This window comes from Nocardiopsis protaetiae, from assembly GCF_045446735.1.
Classification (GTDB): Bacteria; Actinomycetota; Actinomycetes; order Streptosporangiales; family Streptosporangiaceae; genus Nocardiopsis; species Nocardiopsis protaetiae.
This window is the reverse complement of record NZ_JBJJBV010000002.1, coordinates 1-22,862: the sequence shown is the minus strand read 5'-3', so window position 1 is coordinate 22,862 and position 22,862 is coordinate 1. Positions and strand designations below refer to the sequence as shown.

Sequence of the window (22,862 nt, the reverse complement as noted above, 5' to 3'; positions counted from 1 at the left end):
CGGCGGATCCGCTCGGATGCGCGCCCGCCGCCCGAACCTAGAATGCGCACATGTCCCTGCCCCACGCCATCCTGACCGCCCTGCTGGAGAAGCCCTCCTCCGGGTCCGAGCTGACCCGGCGGTTCGACCGGTCGATCGGCTACTTCTGGTCGGCCACCCACCAGCAGATCTACCGGGAGCTGGGCAAGCTGGAGCAGGCCGGGCTGATCCGCGCGCTGCCCTCGCCGGTCCCCACCCGGGGGCAGAAGAAGGAGTACGAGGTCCTGCCCGAGGGCCGCGAGGAACTGCGCGCCTGGGTGGACCGCCGCGAGGACCCCAGGGTCGGCCGGGACCCGCTGCCGCTGCGCCTGCGCGCCGCCGGCGTGGTGGGCGTGGGCGGGCTGGTCCCCGAGCTGGCCCGCCACCGCGACCTGCACCGCGCCCGGCTGGAGGAGTACCGGGAGTTCGAGCGCCGGGACTACCCGAACGGCCCGCGCACCGAGCAGGAGCGCATCCAGCTGCTGGTGCTGCGCGGCGGCATCGACATGGAGACCGGCTGGGTCTCCTGGCTCAGCCGCGCCGTGGAGGAGCTCTCCGAGTCCGCCCCGCCCCCGGCGTCCCCGTCCCCGGTGTCCTCGGCCCCCGCGTCCCCGGCCCCGGCCGTCTCAGCCGACCGGGACGGGTCCTGACTCCGACAGGTCCTCGGGCAGCCGCAGCCCGGGGGTGCGCAGCGGGGTCAGCGTGGAGCTGAGCACCATCGCCGCCGCCCCGATCGCCGGGGCGGTGTCGGCGAACTCCGACAGCCGCACCCGCACCGGGTCGCCCGGCCGACCCCCGAACGCCGCCTCCAGTTCCCGCCGCACCGCCGGCAGGTAGGTCGCGCCCGCGACCGCCTGCCCCGCCCCGGTGAGCACCACCAGGTCCGGGTCGAGCACGCCGACGAGGGTGCGCACCGCCACCGCCGTGTACCGGGCGGACCGCTCCAGCAGGGCCCGCGCCGCGGGGTCCCCGCCCCGGGCCGCCCGGACGACCGCCGCGAACCCGGCCGTCACCGAGGCACCTCCGTTCGGACGGAGGGCGCCGCCCCCGCTCTCCGTGCCGTCCGCGCCGATCACGCCCGGCACCCCGGCGACCCCGGCGGCGCGGGCCGCGTCGGTCACCGCGGCCGGGCCCGCCACCGCCTCCAGGCATCCCCGCGCCCCGCAGGCGCACGGCGGCCCGTCGATGTCCACGCACACGTGCCCCAGCCCGCCGGCCCGGCCGTGCGCGCCGCGGTAGGGGACGCCGTCGACCAGCACCCCCGCGCCCAGGGCCGCCCCGGTGTGCACCGCCACCAGGACCGAGGAGCGCCCGGCCGACCCCGACCAGTACTCGCCCAGGGCGGCCGCGGTCGCGTCGTCGCCGGTGACCACCGGCAGTCCGGCGGCCCGCTCCAGCTCCCGCGCCCGGGCCGCGTCGCCCGCGGCGGAGACCAGGCCGATGCCCAGCAGCCTCTCCCGGTCCACCCCGGCCCCTTCGACCAGGGCCTCCACCCGGCGGGCCGTGTGCTCGGGCTCCCCGGCCGGGTCGGCGTCCCGGGGGCCGACGTGGGCCGTCCGGGAGACGACGGCGCCGGTCAGGTCGGTGAGCGCGTAGGTGGTGCCGCCCGCGTCCAGGTGCACGCCCACGGCGAACCGGGAGGCGGGGGCCAGGCGCAGCAGCACCCGCGGCTTGCCGCCGGTGGACTCGGCCCGGCCGACCTCGTTGACCAGGCCGTCGGCGAGCAGCCCGCGCACCACGGTGGAGACCGTGGCCGCGGTCAGCCCGGTGGCACCCGCCAGCCCGGCCCGGCTGATGGTCCCGGCCGCCCGGATGACGTCGAGGACCGTGGCCCGGCTCGACGTGTGGGGAATGGCCCGACCCAAGGGAACCTCCGGCTGCGCTGCGTGTTCGGTGCGCCCCAGGGTAGCCGCCGCCCCACTCTTGACTTACTTAGTTCATTGAAGAAAGAATCCTCGCACTACAGGCCCGCACCCGAGGAGCACGATGCCCAGCCACACCCTCCACGACGGATGGCGTCTGACCGCCACCGCCGGACCCGTCCCCGAGCACATCGCGGGCCGGGAGATCCCCGCCGCGGTGCCCGGGAGCACCCACCTCGACCTGCTGGCCGCCGGGCTCATCCCCGACCCCTACCTGGACTCCGCCGAGGCCGAGCTCGCCTGGGCGCACCGCACCGACTGGCGCTACACCCTCAGCTTCGAGGCCGACGCCCCCGCCGACGGCGAACGCGTCGACCTGGCCTTCGACGGGCTGGACACCATCGCCACCGTCACCCTCAACGGGCGGGTGCTCGGCACCGCCGCCAACATGCACCGCTCCCACCGGTTCGACGCCCGCCCCGCCCTGCGCGCCGGGACCAACGAGCTGACCGTGGACCTGCACTCCGCCCTGGAGCACGCCGAGCGGGAGCGCGAGCGCCTGGGCGCCCGCCCGCACGTCAACACCCACCCCTACAACCTGGTCCGCAAGATGGCCTGCTCCTTCGGCTGGGACTGGGGGCCCGACCTCCAGACCGCCGGCATCTGGAAGCCGGTCCGCCTGGAGCGCTGGACCACCGCCCGCCTGGCCCGCGTCCGCCCCCTGGTCACCGTGGACGCCGACGGCACCGGCCGGGTCGAGGTCCACGCCGACCTCGAACGCTCCGGCCTCCGACCCGGGGACGGGACCCCCCTCGTCCTCACCGCCGAGGTCACCGGGCGCACCGCCACCGCGACCCTGGCCGCCGACGCGGCGTCGGGGACCGTCACCGTCGAGGTCCCGGACGCCGACCTGTGGTGGCCCGCCGGCTACGGCGACCAGCCGCTGTACGACCTCGACGTCACCCTCACCGCCGAGGACGGGACGGCGCTGGACACCGCGCACCGCCGCGTCGGCTTCCGCACCGTCACCGTGGACACCGGGCCCGACGCCCACGGCACCCCCTTCACCGTGACCGTCAACGGCCTGCCGATCTTCGCCAAGGGAGCCAACTGGATCCCCGACGACCACTTCCTCACCCGGATCACCCGCGAGCGCCTCGAACACCGCGTCGGACAGGCCGTCGACGCCAACATGAACATGCTGCGCGTCTGGGGCGGCGGCATCTACGAGACCGAGGACTTCTACGACGTCTGCGACGAACGCGGCGTCCTCGTCTGGCAGGACTTCCTGCTGGCCTGCGCGGCCTACCCCGAAGAGGACCCGCTGTGGGGCGAGTTCGAGGCCGAGGCCCGCGAGAACGTCGCCCGCCTGGCCTCCCACCCCTCCCTCGCCCTGTGGAACGGCGGCAACGAGAACCTGTGGGGCCACGAGGACTGGGGCTGGAAGGCGCAGCTGGGCGACCTCACCTGGGGCCACCGCTACTACACCGAGCTGTTCCCCCGCATCGTCGCCGAGCTCGACCCCACCCGGTTCTACTCCGACGGCAGCCCCTACTCCTCCGGCCTCACCCCCGAGGAGTCCCACCCCAACTCCGAGGAGCGCGGCACCCGCCACGAGTGGGACGTGTGGAACCGCACCGACTACCGCGCCTACCGCGACACCGTGCCCCGGTTCTGCTCCGAGTTCGGGTTCCAGGGCCCGCCCACCTGGTCCACCCTCACCGAGTGGATCCACGACGAGCCGCTCACCCCCGACTCCCCCGTCTTCCTCCTCCACCAGAAGGCCGAGGACGGCAACGGCAAGCTCGCCCGCGGCCTGTCCATGCACCTGCCCGCCCCCACCACCTTCGAGGACTGGCACTGGGCCACCCAGCTCAACCAGGCCCGCGCGGTGGCGTTCGGGGTGGAGCACTTCCGGTCCTGGTGGCCGCGGACCGCCGGGTCCCTGGTCTGGCAGCTCAACGACTGCTGGCCGGTCACCTCCTGGGCGGCCGTGGACGGGCAGGGGCGGCGCAAACCCCTCTGGTACGCGTTGCGCGCCGCCTACGCCCCGCGCCTGCTCACCCTCCAGCCCCGCGACGGGCGGCTCGTCCTCATCGCCGTAAACGACACCGACGAGCCGTGGGAGGCGCCGCTGCGGGTGCGGCGGCAGAACCTCACAGGCCTGATACTGGACGGCACCGAGACCGCGCTGGCCGTGCCGCCGCGGTCCACGGCCGAGTACGAGCCGCCCCGGTCGCTGCTGGCGGCCGTCAACGAGACCCTGGAGGTGCTGGTGGCCACCACCGGCGACGCCCGCCTGGTGCACACCTTCCGCGAGGACGTCCACCTGGCCTACGACCCCGACGCGCTCACCGCCGAGGCCGAGCCCGCCCCCGGCGGGTACCGGGTGCGGGTGAGCGCCGCGGCGCTGGCCCGCGGCGTGTCCGTGCTGGCCGACCGGGTCGCCCCCGACGCCGAGGTGGACGACATGCTCGTCGACCTGCTGCCGGGCGAGTCGCACACCTTCCTGGTGCGCACCGCGGCCGAGGTCGACCCGGCGGAGTTCACCCGGGAGCCGGTGCTGCGCAGCGCCGCGTCCCTGCACCCCCGCGGGAAGCGATGAGCGCGCCGGAGCGCGCGGGCGCGGTCGGGCTGGTCCTGGCCCGGCCGCGCCGTCTGCTGAGCGCCGAGCCGTTCTTCATGGAGTTCCTCGGCGGCATCGAGGAGCGGCTGTCCGCCCACGACATGTGGGTGATGCTGCACCTGGTCTCCACCGCCGAGGAGGAGGCGGCCGCCCACCGCCGCTGGGCCGAGCGCGGAATGGTGGACGTCGTCGTGGTGGTCAACCCCACCGTCGACGACCCCCGCCCGGAGCTGCTCCGCGGGCTGGGGCTGCCGTTCGTGGTGGCGGGCGCCCCCGAGGGCGCGGGCCTGCCGGGGGTCCTCTCCGACCACGGCACCCCCATCCGCAAGGCGGTGGAACAACTGCTCTCCCTGGGGCACCGGCGCATCGCCCGGGTCAGCGGACCGGCGCAGCTGCTGCACACCCGCGCCCGTACGGACGCCCTCGTCGCGGCCTGCGCCGAGGCGGGCCTGCCCGCGCCGGCCACCGTCGAGGGCGACTACTCGCACGAGGAGGGCGAGCGGCTCACCGCGGAGCTGCTGTCCGCACAGGAGCCGCCCACCGCGATCCTGTACGACAACGACGTGATGGCGGTCGGCGGCCTGGAGGCGGCCCGCTCGCTGGGCGTGGACGTCCCCTCGCAGCTGAGCCTGGTCGCCTGGGACGACTCCACCCGCTGCCGGCTGGTCTCCCCCGAGCTGAGCGCGATGACCGTGGACGTGCACCTGTACGGGACCCAGGTCGCCGAGGCCGCGCTGGAGGCGGCCCGGGGGGTGCCCGTCGCCGAGCGCTGGTTCCCCGCCTCGCACTTCACCGCCCGCGGCAGCACCGGCCCCGCCCCGGATTAGGGGACACGTCGGTCTGTCGGCACGTCGGCCTGTCGCCAGGGCGACGTGTCGGCAGGTCGGCAGGGAGGCGAGGCGACGTGTCGGCAGGGCGACCTGTCGACAAGGGGACCGGGCCGCCACCGGGCACACCGGCACACCGGCGACGGGCACAAAAGAACCGCCCCCGGCGATGCCGGGGGCGGCTGGTGGCGGTGGAGGGGGGATTTGAACCCCCGAAGGGTTGCCCCTTACCCGCTTTCGAGGCGGGCGCCATCGGCCACTAGGCGACTCCACCGCCGGTAACTCTACCGGATCGGAGCGAGTGCGGGGAACCTGTTAACCGCGCCGGTTCGCGAAGAACCGGGTGAGCAGGCCCGAGCAGGCCGCGGCGAGGTCGGCGTCCACCAGGTCGGGCGGGATCACCTCGGGCCGGTGGTTCACGCGCGGGTCGCGGACCAGGTCCCACAGCGAGCCCGCCGCGCCCGCCTTGGGGTCGCGGGCGCCGTACACCAGGCGGTCCACCCGGGACAGCACCGTGGCGCCCGCGCACATGACACAGGGCTCCAGGGTGACCACCAGCGTGCAGCCCGGAAGCCGCCACTCGCCGCGGTGGCGGGCGGCGGCGCGCAGGGCCAGGACCTCGGCGTGCCCGGTCGGGTCCCCGGTGGCCTCGCGCTCGTTGTGCCCGCGGCCGATCACCGCACCGCCGGGGTCGAGCACCACCGCGCCCACCGGGACGTCCCCCGTGGCCAGGGCCAGTTCGGCCTCGGCCAGGGCCGCGCGCAGCGCGGCGTCCAGGGCCGTGTTCACAGGCGCATGCCGTCCAGGAGCTCGCCGAACCCGGCGCGGTCGGCCACGACCGCCAGGACGTCGCTGGGCAGGACGCCGCTGCCCACGGACAGCGAGCGCAGCTCGTCGGCCGGGACCCCGAAGTCCTCCAGCAGCCCGGCGTCGCCGCCCGGGGCGGCCCCCCGGGAGGTGTCGGCGGCGCCGGCGCCCACCAGGGTCCCCGCCTCGGACAGCACCTCGGCCAGGGGGTACTCCTCCACGGCGCGGGCGTCGGACAGGTACACCCGGGGCTCCCCGTCCTCGTCCGCGCGCACGATGGCGAACCAATCGTCGTCGACCTCGATGAGGAGGACGGCGGATGCGGCACCCGTATCGGCGGCGAAGTCGAGTGTCAGCTCGGTGACGTCGTCGACGACGTCCACCTCGCCGAGTTCGAGCTCGGTTCCCCGCCACGTCCCCCCGTCGGGTGCGAAGACGGCTGCGAAGGTCGACACCGCGTGCTCTCCCTAGTTCTCCGGGCTGTTTTCCTGGGGTCCCCTACCCCATCGCGTCGAGGACACGCTGGAAGGACTGCGCGAATCCGAGGCGCTCGGAGATGCTGGCCAGCACCTCGTCCGGGTACAGGTCGAGATCGCCGGCCAGGGCGCCCAGCTCCATCTCGTCCAGACCCAGGTCCGCGACGATCGACAGGTCTCCCGCGGGCAGGACCTGATCGAGATCATCGTCGTCGGGCTGGTCGATGTCCAGGTGGTCGAGGACATCTCGTGCGACCTGCCAGTCGACGGACGCGGTCACGTCGGACAGGAACAGGGACACCTCCCCGCCGTACACGCGCACGAGGATGAAGAAGTCGTCGCCCACCGAGACCAGGCCGATGGTCCCACTGATACTGGGTTGCTGGCGCAGAGCGTGGATCAGTCCCTTGAGGTCGTGCACCAGGGCGACCGGCAGCAGGTCGACCTCCCAGTACTCCTCTTCCCGGAACGCCACGGCCGCGAAGTCGCCCGAGTCGTCATCATGATCGAGCACTGTCATCGTCACCCCAACCCGGCCGGTGCCATCAGTCCGGACGAAGGAACCCCGGATCGCCCGTGCGAGTGACATGGTAACGATCACTCCGCGCCCGCTGTGGCCCTTGTCCGCTTCAGTCCGACAACGCTCTCATGAGTTCGGTGGGCACGATCCCACAGGGGGTTCCCGCGCGCGTCCGGTGTGCCTGTTCGCGCACCCTTCGGGGTGGTCGCACGCGGTTAGACTCTGCCTGGCTCAGCTCCCCGGCCACCGTCCCGTCGTCCCAGCTCACCCGGAGACCACCTTGGAAACCCTGGTCGTCGACCACCCCTTGGTCGCGCACAAACTGACCACCCTGCGCGATGTGCGGACCGACTCCCCGACGTTCCGGCGCCTGACCGACGAGCTGGTGACCCTGCTCGCCTACGAGGCGACCCGCGACGTCCGCGTGACGGAGGTCACCATCGAGACGCCCCTGGTGGAGACCACGGGGACGCAGCTGAGCCGCCCCACCCCGCTGGTGGTGCCGATCCTGCGCGCCGGGCTGGGCATGCTCGACGGGATGACGCGCCTGCTGCCCACCGCCGAGGTCGGCTTCCTGGGGATGGCCCGCGACGAGGAGACCCTCCAGCCCGCCACGTACGCGGACCGGCTGCCGCAGGACCTGTCCGGCCGCCAGTGTTATGTGCTCGACCCGATGCTGGCCACCGGCGGCACCCTGGCCGCCGCGCTCAAGCTGCTGGTGGACCGGGGCGCCGACCACATCACGGCGATCTGCCTGCTGGCCGCCCCCGAGGGCCTGGTCGCTGTGGAGCAGAAGCTGACCGAAACCCTGTCGCCGGACCACGGGGCGACGCTGCGCGTGGTGACCGCGGCGGTGGACGAGCGCCTCAACGAGAACGGGTTCATCCTCCCGGGTCTGGGTGACGCGGGCGACCGGCTGTACGGCTGCGCCTGACCTCTTCCAGCGCGTGCGGGCGCCCGGCCGGTCCTCCGGCCGGGCGCTTTTTCGGTTGTTTTCCGGTCCGGATGAATGAATGGCCGAAAACCGGGCAGAGAGCTTCTACGGCCCGCCATCGCCCCAGGTCGAAGCCCGGAGGGCGCGGGGGCGGACCGCACCCAAGGACGACACGCCGGACCGCATTATCCGAATTCATTTCGAGACGGGAACGTAACCGACAGGAGTGATCATGGTTCTTGGCCGCCCGTAACCGGGAACCTCCACGGCCCGAAACCGCCTCCCAGGACGTAGTCCGCCCGAACCCGAACTCCTCGCCCATTCTCGGGCGCGGGCTTCAGGCAACCCCCGGGCGACTACCGAACGCCCCCGTGCGTGCACGCTGAGCCATCAGTCTCCCGAGCCCTCAAGGAGAGAGATGCCCGAGACCACCTCCGCCCCCACGACCATCGACCAGCGCTTCGCACCCGTGGTGGACCTCCTCGCCGCGGAGTTCTCCGGCGTGCACCACGAATCCACCGTGACCCGGTGTGTGGACGCGGCCCGGCACGGGGCCGAAGAGGTCACCGGCAGCGCCACCCCGGACCTCGTCGAGCGGATCGCCCGGCAGCACCTCCAGGTGCTCGCGCTGGCCTTCGCGGAACGGCGCTGACACTTCCCCCGAGCCCCCTGGGGGAATCCGTGCTGCACCGAGTCCGCTTTTCGGGCCGTCCGACACTCCCGAGGAGTTTCGGCCATGACCGACCCGTCCCACTTCTCCACAAAAGCCAACCCAAACCTCCTGACCTGCACCGGTAGGCGGCCGATTTTCGGCCCCCGCGTCACCGGGGGAACAACCGCACCGGAACCGGACACAGCCCGCAAGCGAGGAAGGTCCGACATACCGCCACGCCGAGGGTGCGCCCCAGGCTTTACGGGCAGGACCCCCAATGCGACAATCGCTGCTGGGTCGGTGGGTCAGGTGGATTCCAAGGGGAGTCGGTCGTGGCGAAGTTGAAGAAATGGGGCGGCTACGCTCTCATCTTTTTCGTGGCGTTTTATCTGCTCACGCAGCCCGAAAGCGCGGCGGGCGTGATCCAGAGCGCTCTCGGGGGACTGATCGGCGGCGCCGAGTCGATGTCGCGCTTCGTCAACGCACTGCTGCCGTAGTGGGGATGGTCGGGTGCCATGCGCCTCGTAGCGTCGAGTAACAGCGCCCCGGCGTCGGTCAACCGCTACCTGCTCCCACACGAGCAGGACGTGGTCACCATCCGGAGGCATCCCGCGGTCCTGATCGGACCGGTGGGCGCGGTCCTGGGCGCCCTGATCGTGGCGGGGATCCTCAGCAACACGCAGATCGCGGACACCCCGGCCGCCCTGGCCATCATCTGGTGGCTGTGGCTGCTGGTACTGGTGTGGTTCGTGTGGCAGGTCGCGGAGTGGTCGGTCGACTACTTCGTCATCACCTCCGCCCGTCTGTTGCTGACCACGGGGCTGATCACCCGGCAGGTCAACATGATGCCGCTGGGCAAGGTCACCGACATGAGGTTCGAGCGCAGCCTGCTGGGCCGGTTCCTCGGGTACGGGACCTTCGTGATGGAGTCCGCCGGTCAGGACCAGGCGCTGAGCAGGATCGACTTCATCCCGTATCCGGAGCAGCTCTACCTGGAGGTCGTGGGGCTCATCTTCAAGGAGTAGCCCGGCGCGCACCCGGCACGGCACCCGTCCTGTGGACGGGTGCTTCCTGTTTCTCCGGGGTCGTCCGGGTCGCTGCCGGCACCCCTCAGGGTTGCTCGATTCCCCTCCCGTTCACCTTCTGTTCACCTTGGCTCGGGAGCCCCTCCCGCCCCACCGGGACGCCCCGCCGGAGGCCCGCGCCACCAGGCGTTTCGGCACCCGGCCGAACGCGGAAGGATTCCCTGTGACCGACTCCTCGGGAAAATGAATTGACTCAAAGGTGAACATAGGGTTAACTATGATCATCTGATACGGAAACGAGGAGGGCTTCATGGCGCGCAGGACAGACCGTGCACCGCACCCGACTCGCTCCGCCGACGCCCGTCGACGTACGCGTTCCACCGAGGAGACCCTCCGCATGTCCGGCCTGGCGCCGGACGCGGTGAGCGTTCCCCGGGCCCGCGAGAGCGCCGACGCCATCAGCTCCGGGCATCCGATCGTGCACTGGGTGCTGGTCACCGACGAGACCGGCCGCACCCGGCCCGAGGCCCGCTGGCTGTAGCAGCGCACCAACGACGCACGCCCCCTTCCGGCCGCGCCGGACAGGGGGCGACCGGTGTTCGCACCGGACGCGAGAGAGCGAGTCCGAAGGGCCGTCCCGCACCGCGGGGCGGCCCTTCGCCGTTCCCGGGGCCGGGCGACCCGATCCCTGACGGCTTGTCGCCGTGTCGACATATCGGCTTGACGCAATATCGGTGTTCCAGTCGACCCAAAGACATCCACCGAGAGTGATCCAGGTCTCACTGGTTTTCCGCTTGACTCTTGACGAAACGAGACGTACCGTCTTGCACATGAGGCTGTACTACTTCTTCCTGTGATCCCGCGTCCGACGCCCGTGTCCGAGCACAACGCGCACCCGCCGCACCCCGGCGGCCCCGCGCGGCTCCACCGGCGTCGCCACCCCGCGGTCGATCCGGTACGGCCTCTTCGGCGTTCCCGCACCCCGAGCCGCGTGCCCCGCGCACGCCCGCTCCCCGTGGTGCCCGAACGCCGAAGCCCTCCGGCGGCCCGCGGCCCGTTCCACCGGCCCCACCGCAGCAGAGGAGGCACACCCTTGCGCACCGCCCGCGTTCGATCCGCGACCCCCGCCGCCGAGACCACCCGAGGAGGAACGCCCATGCGCGCCGCGACACGCATCCGCTCACAGATCACCCTCGCCGGGGTCGCCAAACACTACGGCGACCACACCGTCCTGGACCGGGTGGACCTGACCATCGCCCCCGGTGAACGGGTCGGGGTCATCGGGGACAACGGATCCGGCAAGAGCACCCTGCTCCGGCTGCTGGCCGGGGAGGAGGCGCCCGACAACGGGGAGATGCTCGTCGCCGCCCCCGGCGGCACCGGGTACCTGCCCCAGACCCTGGAACGGGTCGGCGTCATGACCGGCACCGTCGGCGACGCCGTCGACGACGCCCTGTCCGAACTGCGGGAGATGGAGGCCCGCCTGCGCGGGGCCGAGGCGTCGCTGGGCACCGCCGGCCCCGAGGAGCTGGCCGCCTACGGCGACCTGCTGTCCGCGTTCGAGGCGCGCGGCGGCTACGAGGCCGACGCCCGGGTCGACGCCGGACTGCACGGCCTGGGACTGCCCGGCCTGGACCGGGACCGCCCGCTACGCACGCTCTCCGGCGGAGAACGCTCGCGGCTGGCCCTGGCCGCGGTCCTGGCCGCCGACCCCGAGCTGCTGCTGCTCGACGAGCCCACCAACGACCTCGACGACGGCGCGGCCGCCTGGCTGGAGCAGCGGCTGCGCACCCACCGGGGCACCGTCGTCACCGTCACCCACGACCGGGCCTTCCTGTCCCGGGTCACCGACACGGTTCTGGAGGTGGACCACGAGCTGCGCCGGATCCACCGGTACGGCGACGGGTACGACGGGTTCCTGCGCGCCCGGGCCGCGGCACGGTCCCGGTGGATCCGCGAGTACGAGGAGTGGAAGGCGGAGCTGGCGCGGCAGCGGCGGCTGGCCGACAACAGCATCGCCGCGCTCCAGGCCATCCCGCGCATGGTGGACAAGGCCGGCTTCGGACACGGCAACTTCCGGATGCGCTCGCGCGCCCACGGCGCGATGAGCCGGGTCCGGCAGGCCAAGGAACGGGCGGCGCGGCTGGTCGAGAACGCGGTCGCGCCGCCGCCGGTCCCCCTGGAGATGACCGCGTCCTTCACCGCGGGCGAGACGGAGGGCGGCCCCGTGGAGCTGGCGGGGGTGCGCGTGGGGCACCGGCTCGACGTTCCGGCGCTGTCCGTCGCACCGGGCGAGCGGATCCTCGTCACCGGTCCCAACGGGGCGGGCAAGAGCACGCTGCTACGGGTCATCGCCGGGGAGCTGGCGCCCGACTCCGGCACGGTGCTGCGGCGCGGGCGGGTCGGCCACCTGCGCCAGGAGGACGGGGCGGTCGTTCCGGGCCGGACCGCGCTCCAGGCCTACGCGGCCGGACGGCCGGGGCCGGCCGAGGAGTACCGGGACGAGCTGGCCGCGCTGGGGCTGTTCCGGGCCCGGGAGATGGACCAGTCCGTGGAGTCACTTTCGGTCGGCCAACGCCGCCGGATCGAGGTGGCCAGATTGACCTCGGGGGTCCATGACCTGCTGCTCCTGGACGAGCCGACCAACCACCTCTCCCCCGGTCTCGTGGAGGAGCTGGAGGAGGCGCTGGGGCGCTACACCGGCGCCCTGGTGATCGTCAGCCACGATCGCACCCTGCGCACTGGCTTCTCGGGGAGAAGACTGGAGATGCGGGAGGGGATGATCACCGCGGACACCCCGTGACCCACCCGGATCGCTTTGTCGACAAATCGGCTTGACCATAAATAGCTAAAGCCACTGACCGAAACCAGGGGGTGTGTCGGACACCGGCACACCCCCGCCACGGTGTCCGAAAAGCCCGGACACCCCAGCATAAGCTGACCCCGTGCTCGACGGGACCGTTTCCACCCGCCTGCTCGGGGACGCCGCCCGCGTCCCCCTCCCCGACCGCCCTGGACGCCGAATTCGACCACGGGGCACCCGCCTGGCCACATCCCCGACCACCCCCGCCCCAGGGGGTGACGGCCACACGAAGCCTCCCGCCCCAGGGGGTTTCCCACCTTCCCGGGGTCCTCAGCCCCAGCCTGTCCCCTTCCCGGGACCCTGGCCACAGCCCCATCCCCCTCTTGGAGCTCTCAGCCACAACCGGAGAGCGTCGCGTCTCCCCCACCCCACAGGGGGTTTCCCACCTACCCGGAGAGCCCAGCCCCAGCCCGCCCCCTCCCGGAGCCCTCAGCCCCAGCCCGGCCACCTTCCTGGCCTCCCCCGCCGCAGGGGGTGACGGCCGCACGAGGCCTCCCACCCCGGCCCCAGGGGGTGTGGGTAGAGCGGGACGGGACCCCGGCCCCAGGGGGTGAGACAGCAAGAGCAGGTTTCCAAAACCCCCGCCATCTGCGGAGGGCGGTCTGAAGGTCCGCACACGGTCGCGTTGGTCTCCACGGGTCACCCCCTGGGAACGTACAGACCCGGGCTGGGCGCGGAGCCGTCCCCACGTCACGACGCCCGGCAGACCACCAGGCGTACGCGTTGGACTCACGTCCCGGGCGGTGGGGGTTTTTCCAGGGGACGGGTCGGGGCCCAGCGGCACGCTCAACCACACATGTCCAGGGAAAGAACGCTCCGACTGGAAACAGGCCGTTGCACAGACCTCGTTTGAAAGCCCGACCACAGACGCAGTAACCCCCGCCCCGAGCACTTCGCCCTGGTGGAGACCGACCTGCCCGAGCCCGAGCCCGAGCCAGGGCAGATCCTGGTCCGCAACACGTGGATGTCCGTCGACGCTCGGCCCTACATACGCGGCCGGATGGACGACGTCCCCTCCTACACCCCGCCCTTCGAGATCGGCGCCGTCCCCTGGACGGGAGCGCCATCGGCGAGGTCGTCGCCTCGCGCGCCGGGGGATCCCGGTGGGAGCGACCGTCTCCCACTTCCTGGGCTGGCGGGAGCACTCCCTGGTCGACTCCGCAGCGGCCGTGGTCCTGGACACCGAGCACATCCCGGCCCCGCGCCCGAACCTATACCGGGCCGCCACCAGGGAGGTCACCCTGCGCGGCATGCTCGTGGCCGCCCACCTCGACCGCTTCCCCGAGTTCCACGCCAAGGCCGTGCCGTGGCTGCTCGACGGCACCCTGCCCGCCCGCGAGACCATCCTCGGCGGCCTGGAGAAGGCCCCGGAGACCCCCCGGAGACCCCGGAGGCCCTGCGCGGGGTCCTGGGCTCCTGGAGTCCCGGAGTCCTGAGTTCCCGGGTTCCCAGGTTCCCGGAGTCCTCCTGTCCGGCACCAACACCGGCAAGATGCTCGTCCGCCTGTGAACGAGCCCCCTCCCCCCTCCCCCCGCCCGCCGCGGACGCCCCTACCCCGGCGCCATGTCGACGAAGCGGCTGTAGTGACCCTGAAAGGCCACGGTGACGTCCGCGGTGGGGCCGTTGCGGTGCTTGGCGACGATGATGTCCGCCTCGCCCGCCCGCGGCGACTCCTTGTCGTGCACGTCCTCGCGGTACAGCAGGATCACCATGTCCGCGTCCTGCTCGATGGAGTTGTGAACGCTGATCCCATTCGCCACGAAGTTGTGCGTGCCCGCGACCGTGGCGTCGAAGACCTCCTCCTCGCCCAGCGGTTCGACCGCGACGACCTCGTCCCAGAAGACGTCGTTGGTGGCGAGCAGGTCGAGGTCGGCGTCATCGAGCACCGCGGCGATCCGGGAGAGCCCGCCCCGGCTCGGCGCGGGCCTCCACATCGCACTCCCGTTGAACTGCACACCGGGTTCCGAGGAGAACCGGCGGTGGCTCATCTCCTGAGCGGCGATCGTGGTGCGCACCCGGTCCCACACCTGCCGGGGAACGGTGTCCACATCGGTATTGGCCGTGCGGCCGGCCATGTTCTCGATGCAGGAGGCGAGGGTCAGGGCGCGGGCGCCGTGGCAGCCCACCTTCTCCGCGAACAGCCTCTGCTGGTCCACCCCGTAGACATCGAGCACGTAGGAGGGCCGGTCCCCCTTCTTGGTGCTGTGCTTGATCCTGGTCATGATGCCCAGCCGGGCGAGCAGCAGGGCCACTCCGTCGACGAGCCGCCGACTCGTGGAGGAGTAGTGGATGCGGGTGCCGCCGGACGCCTCACTCCAGTGGACGCTCCCGTCCGTGGCCCACAGGTGGCGCAGGAACAGGGCGATCTGCTCCGTCGGCAGCGTGAAGACCGCGTCGGGCACGAACTTCTCATGGCTGCGGAGCCCGAACAGCCCCAACCCGTCGAGCCAGGCGGCGATCGGGTTCCGCTTGCCGTGGGTGAGTCGGAACGGCGCGGGCAGCCACAGGGTCGTGACCCGCGCGGAACGGTACTCGTCCCGGACGGCGGTGATCCCGAAGTGCCGGGCCGCCTCGGTGACCGCCGCCAGGTTCTCCTCGTCGACACTGGCGTAGCGGATGGGCTGACGGCGGACGAACGACCCGTCGCCGATCATGTGGGCGAGCAGGACCACCTCGTCCTCGGGCCACGTGACCGACTCATCCGGCGCGGGCACGTGCCGCGGGACGGCGATCCGGTCACCGGCTCTCAGGTCCTCCAGGTGGCGCCACCCCTCGAAGGCGAGGAACGGGTGGTTGGCGGATGCCTTGACCTCACGCCCCGATGCCAGACGCAGCCGGAAGGTCTCCTTGACCCCGCTGGAGAAGACGTGGCTCATCGTGCGCGGGACCAGGCGCAGTTTCTCGTCCAGGGACCAGACCGGGATGTCGTTCTCTCCCGACGCGTACAGTTCCCCGAGCGTGGTCTCGGCGCCCGTGTCGGCCCGCAGGATCCTGGTGTCGGCGGTGAGGCATCCGGACTCGCGAAGGTCCGACACCTGGGGGCGTTTGTCGGTGCGCTGCTCCGGACCGCGGTTGAGCTGGGAGAGCGCTACCACGGGCACCTCCAGCTCCTTGGCCAGCAGCTTGAGCGACCGGGACATCTCCGAGACCTCCTGCTGGCGGCTCTCCACCCGGCCGGGCGAGCTCATCAGCTGGAGGTAGTCGACGATGACCAGTTTGAGGTCGTGCTGCTGCTTGAGCCGGCGGCACTTGGCCCGGATCTCCATCATCGACATGTTGGGCGAGTCGTCGATGAACAGCGGCGCGTTTGCGACCTCGCCCATGCGCCGCGCCAGCCGCGCCCAGTCGTCGTCGGTCATCAGGCCCGACCGCATGGTGTGCAGCGGCACCCGCGCCTCCGCCGACAGCAGGCGCATGACGATCTCGTTGCGCCCCATCTCCAGGCTGAAGAAGACCGCGGTCATGTTGTGCTTGATCGACGCCGCCCGCGCGAAATCCAGGGCCAGCGTGGAGTTGTGGGTAGGAACCATGGCCTTCGTGGCCAGGAACAGGTGGTCGGGGTGGTCCACCTGGACACAGCGCACCGGAACGCTGTCGATGGGGCGCACCTCGGTGATGAACCTGGAGCCGATCCGCGCGTAGCCGCGCCCGGCTCCGCGAGTCCGGTGCGCCTCCTGCTTGCGCGAGAGACGGAAGACCTCTCGCTCGGACCCGAAGGTGACCGTGTAGCAGGTGGAGGAGGCCTCGGTGCGTCCCTCGACCCGTCGTGTCGACATACCGGTGCGGTACCCGAGCCCGTGTGCCAGCTCGCGGAAGTCGCTCGCCAGCCGTTCGTCGGTCACCGCGAACTGGACCGACCCGCCGGCGTTGACCGTGCCGTCGGAGTCCAGCAGCCCGGCCAGGAGCGCCCGCCGCTGCTCGACCGAGGCTCGCAGGTACTCCATGGGGATGTGCTTGTTCCCGAGCACACCCAGGGTTCTGAGCAGCGCCTGGACACTCCCGTGATGACGGGTGCACTCGCGGCAGCGCAGACGCCCGGTCATGGGTCTCCCGCAGTCCGGGCAGGGCGCCTCCGGCACCGGGTCGGAAACGAACCGGGCCTTCCCTCCGCAGGACTGCCCGCAGCTGCGCACGTGCGGCAGGGACGGGGTGAACTCCTCACCGCACACCACGCACAAGCGTGTCCCCGGGGCCTCGTGGGGGAGCCGGACGCTGTAGGAGATGCGGCCCACGGGCTTGGTCACCAGACCGTCGGCCTCGATATTGACGAGGACCTCCGGGTCGGCGGTCGTGATCCGGGCGGCGTCGGTGGCGCCGTCACCCAGCCAGACGCCGAGGAAGTAGGGCGGCAGCGGCAGCTCCCGCTCGGGCAACTCCAGCGGTTCGGCGTTGACGACCGAGTGGTTGAGGCGAGCGTCGGCGGTGGACATCCGCAAGGTGTCGGCGATCTCCCGGGTGGTGCGCACGCCGGGGAGGGTCCTCGGGGTGCCTCCCGAGCGGGCCGCCTCCTGCGCGGAGCGGCGCGAGGCCCGGGTGTGGGTGAGCCACTGGTGCTCCGCGTCGGCGATGACCGTGGTCCCGTCGTCGAACACCACCTCGTAGCAGGGGCGGCCGGCCATCACCTCGGTCGCCGCCACCACGCGGGTGGGTGTCCCGTCCGCGGCCAGCAGCTCATCGCCGACCCGGACCGCGCCCATGGTCGTCCACCCCTGCGGGGTGGGCAGCGGGGTGTCCAGAGCCAGGGCCTTGCCGACGGCCGGGCGGGCGGCGATGATGACCATCTGGCCCGGGTGGAGGCCGTTGGTGAGGGCGTCGAAGTCGGCGAAGCCGGTGGGGACGCCGGTGAGGGTGCCGTCGTGGGAGGAGATGGCCTCGATCTCGTCCAGGGCGCCCGGCATGATGTCGGCGAGGGGGACGTAGTCCTCGCCGGTGCGCTTCTCGGCGACCTTGTAGATCTCCGCCTGGGCGTGGTCGACGAGGTCGTCGACCTCGCCGTCGCCGGCGTAGCCGATCTGGGCGATGCGGGTGCCGACCTCGACCAGGCGGCGCAGCACGGCGCGGTCGGAGACGATCTTGGCGTAGTAGCCGGCGTTGGCCGCGGTGGGGATGGCGTTGGTGAGCGTGGTGAGGTAGAGCGCGCCACCGACGCGGGCGGACTCGCCGCGCTTGGTCAGCTCGGCGTTGACCGAGACGATGTCGACGGGCTCGCCGCGGGAGAACAGGTCGACGATGGCGTCGTAGATGATCTGGTGCGCCGGGCGGTAGAAGTCGGCGGAGCGGATGATCTCCACGACCTGGGTGATGGCGTCCTTGGAGATGAGCATGCCGCCCAGGACGCCCTGTTCGGCCTGGATGTCGTGGGGTGGCGTGCGCTCGTATCCGCCTTCTTCGGGTGGCTGCTCAGCGACGCTCACGAACAATCTCCCCTGGGCCGTGCTCCACCGGCCCCGGGTCGGGACCGACCCTTCCAGGATGCCTCATGGAAGGCGCCGGGGGTGCCGCGGGCGGCGTCGTCCACAGGCCCGGTAGCACTCGTTCGCCCCGCTCCGCAGGGGTTTCACCGACCCGTTGTGCACATAACCTGTGGATAACTTTGTACACGCCCCCTCTTATCGGTGTTGACCTGCGAAAACATGCTTCGATGCCGGGGTGTGCAAGATGTCTCACAGGGTCGATTTCCACAAGTTATCCACAGGCATCCCGGAGCCTGTGGATAACTTCACCCCCGCTGGGGAACGCCTGTCCGATAACGTGGTCCGGTCATGCCCAGACTGCTCTCCGCCGCCCCGTTCCGGCACCGCCACGACCGCGAGATCTTCGCCCTGGCGATCCCCACGTTCTTCGCCCTCGTCAGCGAACCCCTGTTCCTGCTGACCGACTCCGCGATCGTCGGCACCCTGGGCACCGCCGCCCTGGCCGGGCTCGGCATCGCCGGCCAGGTGCTGCTGACCCTGGTCGCCGTCTGCATCTTCCTCGCCTACGGCACCACCGCCGCCGTCTCCCGCAAGTTCGGCGCCGGGGACGTCCCCGGCGGCATCCGGGACGGGATCGACGGCCTGTGGCTGGCCGTGCTGCTCGGCGTCGCCGCGATCGCGATCGGCTGGCCGCTGGGCCCGGCCATGGTGGACCTGCTGGGCGCCTCCCCCGAGGTCGCCCCGCACGCCCTGGTCTACCTGCGCATCAGCCTGCTGAGCACGCCGTTCCTGCTCATCGTCATGGCTGGCACCGGGGTGCTGCGCGGGTTGCAGGACGCCCGCACCCCGCTGGCCGTCGCGGTCGCGTCCTTCCTGGGCAACGCGCTGCTGTGCGCGGTGTTCGTGCTGGTCCTGGACTGGGGCATCGCGGGTTCGGCGTGGGCGACGGTGCTCGCCCAGGGCGGCGGCGCGTTCTGGTACGTGGCGGTGATGGTCCGCCGCGCCCGGCGCGAGGGGGTGTCGCTCGCACCGACGGCGGCGGGGCTGCGCGCCTCGGCCTCGGCCGGGTTCGCGCTGTTCCTGCGCAGTGTCTCGATGCGCGTGGTGGCCCTGGTGACCGTGGCGGTCGCGGCCCGGCTGGGCGACGCGCCGGTGGCCGCGCACCAGGTCTCGCACAACATCTGGGCGCTGCTGGTGTTCGCCATGGACGCGATCGCGATCGCCGGGCAGGCGATCATCGGCCGCTACCTGGGGGCGGGCGACGTCCGCGGGACCCGGGACGCCACCCGCCGCATGGTCGAGTGGGGCGTGATGCTGGGCGTGGTCTTCACCGTGGTGGTGCTGCTGGTCCTGCCGTGGGCGTGGATCCCGTTCACCTCCGACCCGCAGGTGCGTGTGCTCATCACCGCGTCCCTGGTCGTGGTGGCCCTGTTGCAGCCGCTGAGCGGGGTGACCATGGTGCTCGACGGGGTGCTCATGGGCGCCGGGGACCAGCGCTACCTGGCCTGGGCCTCCCTGTGGACGATGCTGGTCTTCCTGCCGTTCGCCCTGATGGTGCCGCCGCTGGGGCTGTCCGCGACCGGGGGGATCGTGGCCCTGTGGATCGCCTACGGGGTCTGGATCCTGGCCCGTGCGGTCGCCCTGGGTCACCGGGCCCGGGGTGGGGCCTGGCTGGTCACCGGCGCGGCCCGGCCCTGAACCCCGGCCCTGCCCGGGGTTCCGCCGTCCGGCGGGACGGGGATCCCGGGTGCGCCCGGGTCAGAGGGAGACGTCGAGGTCGCCGACGGCCGGACCGTGGTAGAAGGTCGCGACCCGCTCCGACTTCGGGGTGTCCGGGAAGGTCGGCAGCTGCTCCAGGGTGAGCTCGACCCCCGCCACCCGGCTCAGGTGGGCGAGCTGCTCGCGGAGCCGGGAGGCGACGTCCCTGCGCAGGTCCGGGAGCATCGAGTAGAGCTTGTCCCCCGGGCAGTTGGTGGCGTTGTAGTCGCGGTGGCCGACGATGGCCTTCTGCGGGTCCAGCCGGTAGACCAGGCACAGCCAGGCGCAGGTGTCCACCAGGGAGCTCATGAGCGCCTGCGGCGGGGTGGCCGAGGTGTAGGTGCCCTCGTTCTCGATGCCGATGGTGTGCGAATTGTGGTTGGCGGTGTGCGCGCCGATCACGTGGCCGCCGTCTGCGATGGCCTGGAGGGTGCGGTCGCGGCCCTCCATGATGTGCCCGCCGCGGCTGATGGTGAGCTGCTGCCCGGTGTCGCTCCACCCGTTGTGGTCCATGTGGTATCGCTGGATGGAGCGGGACAGCGCGGCCGCGTGGGTGGTCGAGGTGTCGGAGACGTTCCCGGTGGCCGTGTGGTGCACGACGATGTGGGTGGGCCCCTTCGCCAGGACCTCGATGCGGTTCTTGGGGGCCCTGGCCTTCCAGTCCGTGCGGGTGTAGACCTTGGGTCTGGCCGCGGCGAGCGCGCCGGTGGCCGGGGTGAGCCCGATCAGCCCGCCGAGCAGCACGCCGCCCGCGGCCAGTGCCGTGCCCCTCAGGACCGTCCTGCGGTCCGGCAGGTGCTCCGGTCGTCCGTTCATCGGCCCGTCGTCCTCTCTGTTCTTGGCGTCACGCGACGTCAACACAGAGAACACGATAGGTTACAAAGAGTAGTCAAAGGGTGGCTTTCGCCGAGCCCCGGCGTGTTGCCCCCGAACAGGACGGGCCCCGCACCTCGGCAAAGAGGTGCGGGGCCCGAATTCACGCGAGCGCGAGCGCGAACGCCTCGACTAGACGCCGACGACGTCCAGCTTGATCGTCGCGACGACCTCGGGGTGCAGGCGGACCTGGACCTTGTGGGCGCCGGCCGACTTGATCGGGGTCTTGACCTCGATGCGTCGCTTGTCCAGCTGCGGGCCGCCGGAGACCTTGACGGCCTCGGCGATGTCCGCGGGGGTGACCGAGCCGAAGAGACGGCCACCCTCACCGGCGCGCTGCTTGAGACGCACGGTGAGCGCGTTGACCTGGCCGGCGACCTGCTTGGCCTCGTCCAGGGTGCGGATGTCCCGCGCGGCACGGGCGCGCTGGATCAGGTCGATCTGCTTCTGGCCGCCGCGCGTCCACCGGATGGCGAACCCGCGGGGAAGCAGGTAGTTGCGGCCGTAGCCGTTCTTCACCTCGACGACATCGCCGGGGGCTCCGAGACCGTTGACCTCGTGGGTCAGGATCAGCTTCACGACAAAAACCTCCCTCGGAGAATCCCCGCTAGCGAGCGGTGCTGGTGTAGGGCAGCAGGGCGACCTCGCGCGCGTTCTTGATCGCGGTGGCGACGTCGCGCTGGTGCTGGGTGCAGTTACCCGTCACGCGGCGGGCGCGGATCTTGCCGCGCTCGGAGATGAACTTGCGGAGAAGCGTGGTGTCCTTGTAGTCGATGTAGGACTGCTTCTCCTGGCAGAACAGGCAAACCTTCTTCTTGGGCTTGCGCGGTGCCGGCTTCGCCATCGTGGTGCTCCTTCGCAAGAGCCCCGGGTTCCTCCCGGGGATGGTCTGAGGACATGTGAATGGTGACTCGGCCCCCTGGGGCGCCGGGTCGGGGTATTGCGCCTACGGCACGGGGCCGCGGCGCGACCGCTCGGCTAGAACGGCGGGTCGTCGGAGAAGCCGCCGCCGAAGCCGCCGCCTCCGCCACCGCCGCCGTTGTTGGCCCACGGGTCGTCGTTGGCGGGGGCGCCGCCGCGGCCGCCCTGCTGGCCGCCGCCGAAGCCGCCGCCCTGGTTCCCGTAGCCGCCGCCACCCTGCTGCTGCTGGGGCTGGCCGCCACCGAAACCACCGCCGCCGCCCCCACCGAAGCCGCCTCCGCCGCCGCCCTGGCGCTGCGCCTTGGTCACCTTGGCGGTGGCACTGCGCAGGGCCGGGCCGACCTCGTCGACGTCGACCTCGAAGACGGTGCGCTTCTCACCCTGCTGGGTGTCGTAGGAGCGCTGCTTGAGCCGCCCCTGGACGATCACGCGCATGCCGCGGGTCAGGCTCTCCGCGACGTTCTCCGCGTACTGCCGCCACACGGTGCAGGTGAGGAACATGGACTCGCCGTCCTTCCACTCCCCCGACGCGCGGTCGAAGGTGCGCGGCGTCGAGGCCACGCGGAAGTTGGCGACAGCGGCTCCACTCGCCGTGAAGCGCATCTCAGGATCGTCGACCAGGTTGCCGACGAGCGTGATCTGGGTTTCGCCTGCCATGAGGGCTCCGGTTCGAGATAGATCGGGTCAGGCGGTTTCGCCTGCTCCCCTGATCATCCGCCCTCCTACTGACAGAAATCAGCGGAAACGGAAGATCCGGGGTAGGGGGTGCGGGCGGGAGGTCGCTAGTGGACCTCGGGCCGGATGACCTTGGTGCGGAGCACGGCCTCGGCGATGCCGAGCTGGCGGTCGAGCTCCTTGACCGTGGCGGGCGTGGCCGTCAGGTCGATCACGGCGTAGATGCCCTCGGGGTTCTTGTCGATGTCGTAGGCGAGCCGACGCTTGCCCCAGATGTCGACCTTCTCGACCGAGCCGCCGTCGTTGCGCACGACGGACAGGAAGTTCTCCAGCGACGGGGCGACGGTGCGCTCGTCGAGGTTCGGGTCGAGGATGACCATGATTTCGTAACGACGCATCGGCGTACGTTCCTCCTCTGGACTGTCGCGGCCATGGAATCTCCATGGCAGGAGGGCAGGAGCCCGCGGTGTTCTCCGTGCGGTGACGGGGGCGCGGGCTCAGAGCCATACGGGGACCAAGGCTACCAGCAGCGCGGGACCGGAATCGGCGGCCGTCTCCCGGGACGGGTTCCCCGGCACACGCGAAGGGGCCGGTGCGCGTCGCGCACCGGC

Annotated in this window: 21 protein-coding genes, 1 tRNA gene and 1 pseudogene; 12 read left to right on the top strand and 11 right to left on the bottom strand. The window is 71.9% G+C overall.

Annotated elements, in window-relative coordinates:
- Positions 1–50: 50 nt before the first annotated feature.
- Positions 51–668, top strand: coding sequence for a PadR family transcriptional regulator (locus ACJOT3_RS00530; protein WP_406967544.1), 618 nt, complete (start codon positions 51–53; stop codon positions 666–668).
- On the opposite strand, the gene ACJOT3_RS00525 is transcribed toward ACJOT3_RS00530, so the two are convergent.
- Positions 645–1,883, bottom strand: coding sequence for an ROK family transcriptional regulator (locus tag ACJOT3_RS00525; RefSeq protein WP_406967542.1), 1,239 nt, complete (start codon positions 1,881–1,883; stop codon positions 645–647). The genes ACJOT3_RS00530 and ACJOT3_RS00525 overlap by 24 nt on opposite strands.
- A gap of 121 nt (positions 1,884–2,004) precedes the next feature.
- Here ACJOT3_RS00525 and ACJOT3_RS00520 point away from each other — a divergent pair, with 121 nt between their 5' ends.
- Positions 2,005–4,485, top strand: coding sequence for a glycoside hydrolase family 2 protein (locus ACJOT3_RS00520; protein ID WP_406967540.1), 2,481 nt, complete (start codon positions 2,005–2,007; stop codon positions 4,483–4,485).
- A complete protein-coding gene (locus ACJOT3_RS00515) occupies positions 4,482–5,333 on the top strand; it encodes a LacI family DNA-binding transcriptional regulator (RefSeq protein ID WP_406967538.1) in 852 nt (283 codons plus the stop codon). Before ACJOT3_RS00520 ends, ACJOT3_RS00515 begins: the two co-directional genes overlap by 4 nt.
- A gap of 186 nt (positions 5,334–5,519) precedes the next feature.
- Here the strand turns inward: ACJOT3_RS00515 and ACJOT3_RS00510 are convergent.
- The 4 genes from ACJOT3_RS00510 to ACJOT3_RS00495 all read right to left on the bottom strand — a co-directional run bounded on the left by ACJOT3_RS00510 (position 5,520) and on the right by ACJOT3_RS00495 (position 7,136).
- Positions 5,520–5,607 (bottom strand) — tRNA-Ser (locus ACJOT3_RS00510).
- Positions 5,608–5,648: 41 nt separating this feature from the next.
- Entirely contained in the window at positions 5,649–6,122 is a 474-nt protein-coding gene (locus ACJOT3_RS00505) for a nucleoside deaminase (RefSeq protein WP_406967536.1), read from the bottom strand.
- Entirely contained in the window at positions 6,119–6,595 is a 477-nt protein-coding gene (locus tag ACJOT3_RS00500; RefSeq protein WP_406967534.1) for a tRNA adenosine deaminase-associated protein, read from the bottom strand. Before ACJOT3_RS00500 ends, ACJOT3_RS00505 begins: the two co-directional genes overlap by 4 nt.
- Before the next feature lie 43 nt (positions 6,596–6,638).
- On the bottom strand, positions 6,639–7,136 hold the full coding sequence (locus ACJOT3_RS00495; protein ID WP_406967532.1) for a tRNA adenosine deaminase-associated protein: 498 nt from the start codon (positions 7,134–7,136) through the stop codon (positions 6,639–6,641).
- A gap of 280 nt (positions 7,137–7,416) precedes the next feature.
- On the opposite strand from ACJOT3_RS00495, the gene upp reads away from it, so the two are divergent.
- The 8 genes and pseudogenes from upp (at position 7,417) to ACJOT3_RS00455 (ending at position 14,046) form a co-directional block, all read left to right on the top strand.
- Entirely contained in the window at positions 7,417–8,070 is a 654-nt protein-coding gene (upp, locus tag ACJOT3_RS00490; RefSeq protein ID WP_406967530.1) for a uracil phosphoribosyltransferase, read from the top strand.
- Positions 8,071–8,488: 418 nt separating this feature from the next.
- Positions 8,489–8,722: a hypothetical protein gene (locus ACJOT3_RS00485; RefSeq protein WP_406967528.1), complete on the top strand. Its 234-nt coding sequence runs from the start codon at positions 8,489–8,491 to the stop codon at positions 8,720–8,722.
- Between the two features lie 332 nt (positions 8,723–9,054).
- Positions 9,055–9,219 (top strand): hypothetical protein, encoded by a 165-nt coding sequence (locus tag ACJOT3_RS00480; protein WP_406967526.1) that lies wholly within the window; start codon positions 9,055–9,057, stop codon positions 9,217–9,219.
- A gap of 18 nt (positions 9,220–9,237) precedes the next feature.
- Positions 9,238–9,747, top strand: coding sequence for a PH domain-containing protein (locus tag ACJOT3_RS00475; protein ID WP_220563968.1), 510 nt, complete (start codon positions 9,238–9,240; stop codon positions 9,745–9,747).
- A 310-nt stretch (positions 9,748–10,057) separates the two neighbouring features.
- Positions 10,058–10,288 carry a hypothetical protein gene (locus tag ACJOT3_RS00470; RefSeq protein ID WP_406967524.1) on the top strand — a complete coding sequence of 77 codons (231 nt, stop codon included), beginning with the start codon at positions 10,058–10,060 and terminating at the stop codon, positions 10,286–10,288.
- A 615-nt stretch (positions 10,289–10,903) separates the two neighbouring features.
- Positions 10,904–12,550, top strand: coding sequence for a ribosomal protection-like ABC-F family protein (abc-f, locus tag ACJOT3_RS00465; RefSeq protein ID WP_406967522.1), 1,647 nt, complete (start codon positions 10,904–10,906; stop codon positions 12,548–12,550).
- Between the two features lie 961 nt (positions 12,551–13,511).
- Positions 13,512–13,598, top strand: a pseudogene (locus ACJOT3_RS00460) (hypothetical protein); the annotation flags it as partial.
- A 115-nt stretch (positions 13,599–13,713) separates the two neighbouring features.
- Positions 13,714–14,046 (top strand): hypothetical protein, encoded by a 333-nt coding sequence (locus tag ACJOT3_RS00455; RefSeq protein WP_406967520.1) that lies wholly within the window; start codon positions 13,714–13,716, stop codon positions 14,044–14,046.
- A gap of 114 nt (positions 14,047–14,160) precedes the next feature.
- Here ACJOT3_RS00455 and ACJOT3_RS00450 read toward each other — a convergent pair whose 3' ends face one another.
- On the bottom strand, positions 14,161–18,024 hold the full coding sequence (locus ACJOT3_RS00450; protein WP_406967518.1) for a replicative DNA helicase: 3,864 nt from the start codon (positions 18,022–18,024) through the stop codon (positions 14,161–14,163).
- A 348-nt stretch (positions 18,025–18,372) separates the two neighbouring features.
- On the opposite strand from ACJOT3_RS00450, the gene ACJOT3_RS00445 reads away from it, so the two are divergent.
- Entirely contained in the window at positions 18,373–19,722 is a 1,350-nt protein-coding gene (locus tag ACJOT3_RS00445; protein ID WP_406967516.1) for an MATE family efflux transporter, read from the top strand.
- Between the two features lie 60 nt (positions 19,723–19,782).
- On the opposite strand, the gene ACJOT3_RS00440 is transcribed toward ACJOT3_RS00445, so the two are convergent.
- The 5 genes from ACJOT3_RS00440 to rpsF all read right to left on the bottom strand — a co-directional run bounded on the left by ACJOT3_RS00440 (position 19,783) and on the right by rpsF (position 22,649).
- A complete protein-coding gene (locus tag ACJOT3_RS00440) occupies positions 19,783–20,598 on the bottom strand; it encodes a peptidoglycan recognition protein family protein (RefSeq protein WP_406967514.1) in 816 nt (271 codons plus the stop codon).
- Between the two features lie 189 nt (positions 20,599–20,787).
- Complete coding sequence (gene rplI, locus ACJOT3_RS00435) at positions 20,788–21,234, bottom strand: 50S ribosomal protein L9 (RefSeq protein ID WP_406967512.1); 447 nt, start codon at positions 21,232–21,234, stop codon at positions 20,788–20,790.
- A 28-nt stretch (positions 21,235–21,262) separates the two neighbouring features.
- Positions 21,263–21,499 (bottom strand): 30S ribosomal protein S18, encoded by a 237-nt coding sequence (gene rpsR / locus ACJOT3_RS00430; RefSeq protein ID WP_406967510.1) that lies wholly within the window; start codon positions 21,497–21,499, stop codon positions 21,263–21,265.
- Positions 21,500–21,633: 134 nt separating this feature from the next.
- Positions 21,634–22,233, bottom strand: a complete 600-nt coding sequence (locus tag ACJOT3_RS00425) for a single-stranded DNA-binding protein (RefSeq protein ID WP_406967508.1) — start codon at positions 22,231–22,233, stop codon at positions 21,634–21,636.
- A gap of 125 nt (positions 22,234–22,358) precedes the next feature.
- Positions 22,359–22,649 carry a 30S ribosomal protein S6 gene (gene rpsF, locus ACJOT3_RS00420; RefSeq protein ID WP_406967506.1) on the bottom strand — a complete coding sequence of 97 codons (291 nt, stop codon included), beginning with the start codon at positions 22,647–22,649 and terminating at the stop codon, positions 22,359–22,361.
- Between the last annotated feature and the right edge of the window lie 213 nt (positions 22,650–22,862).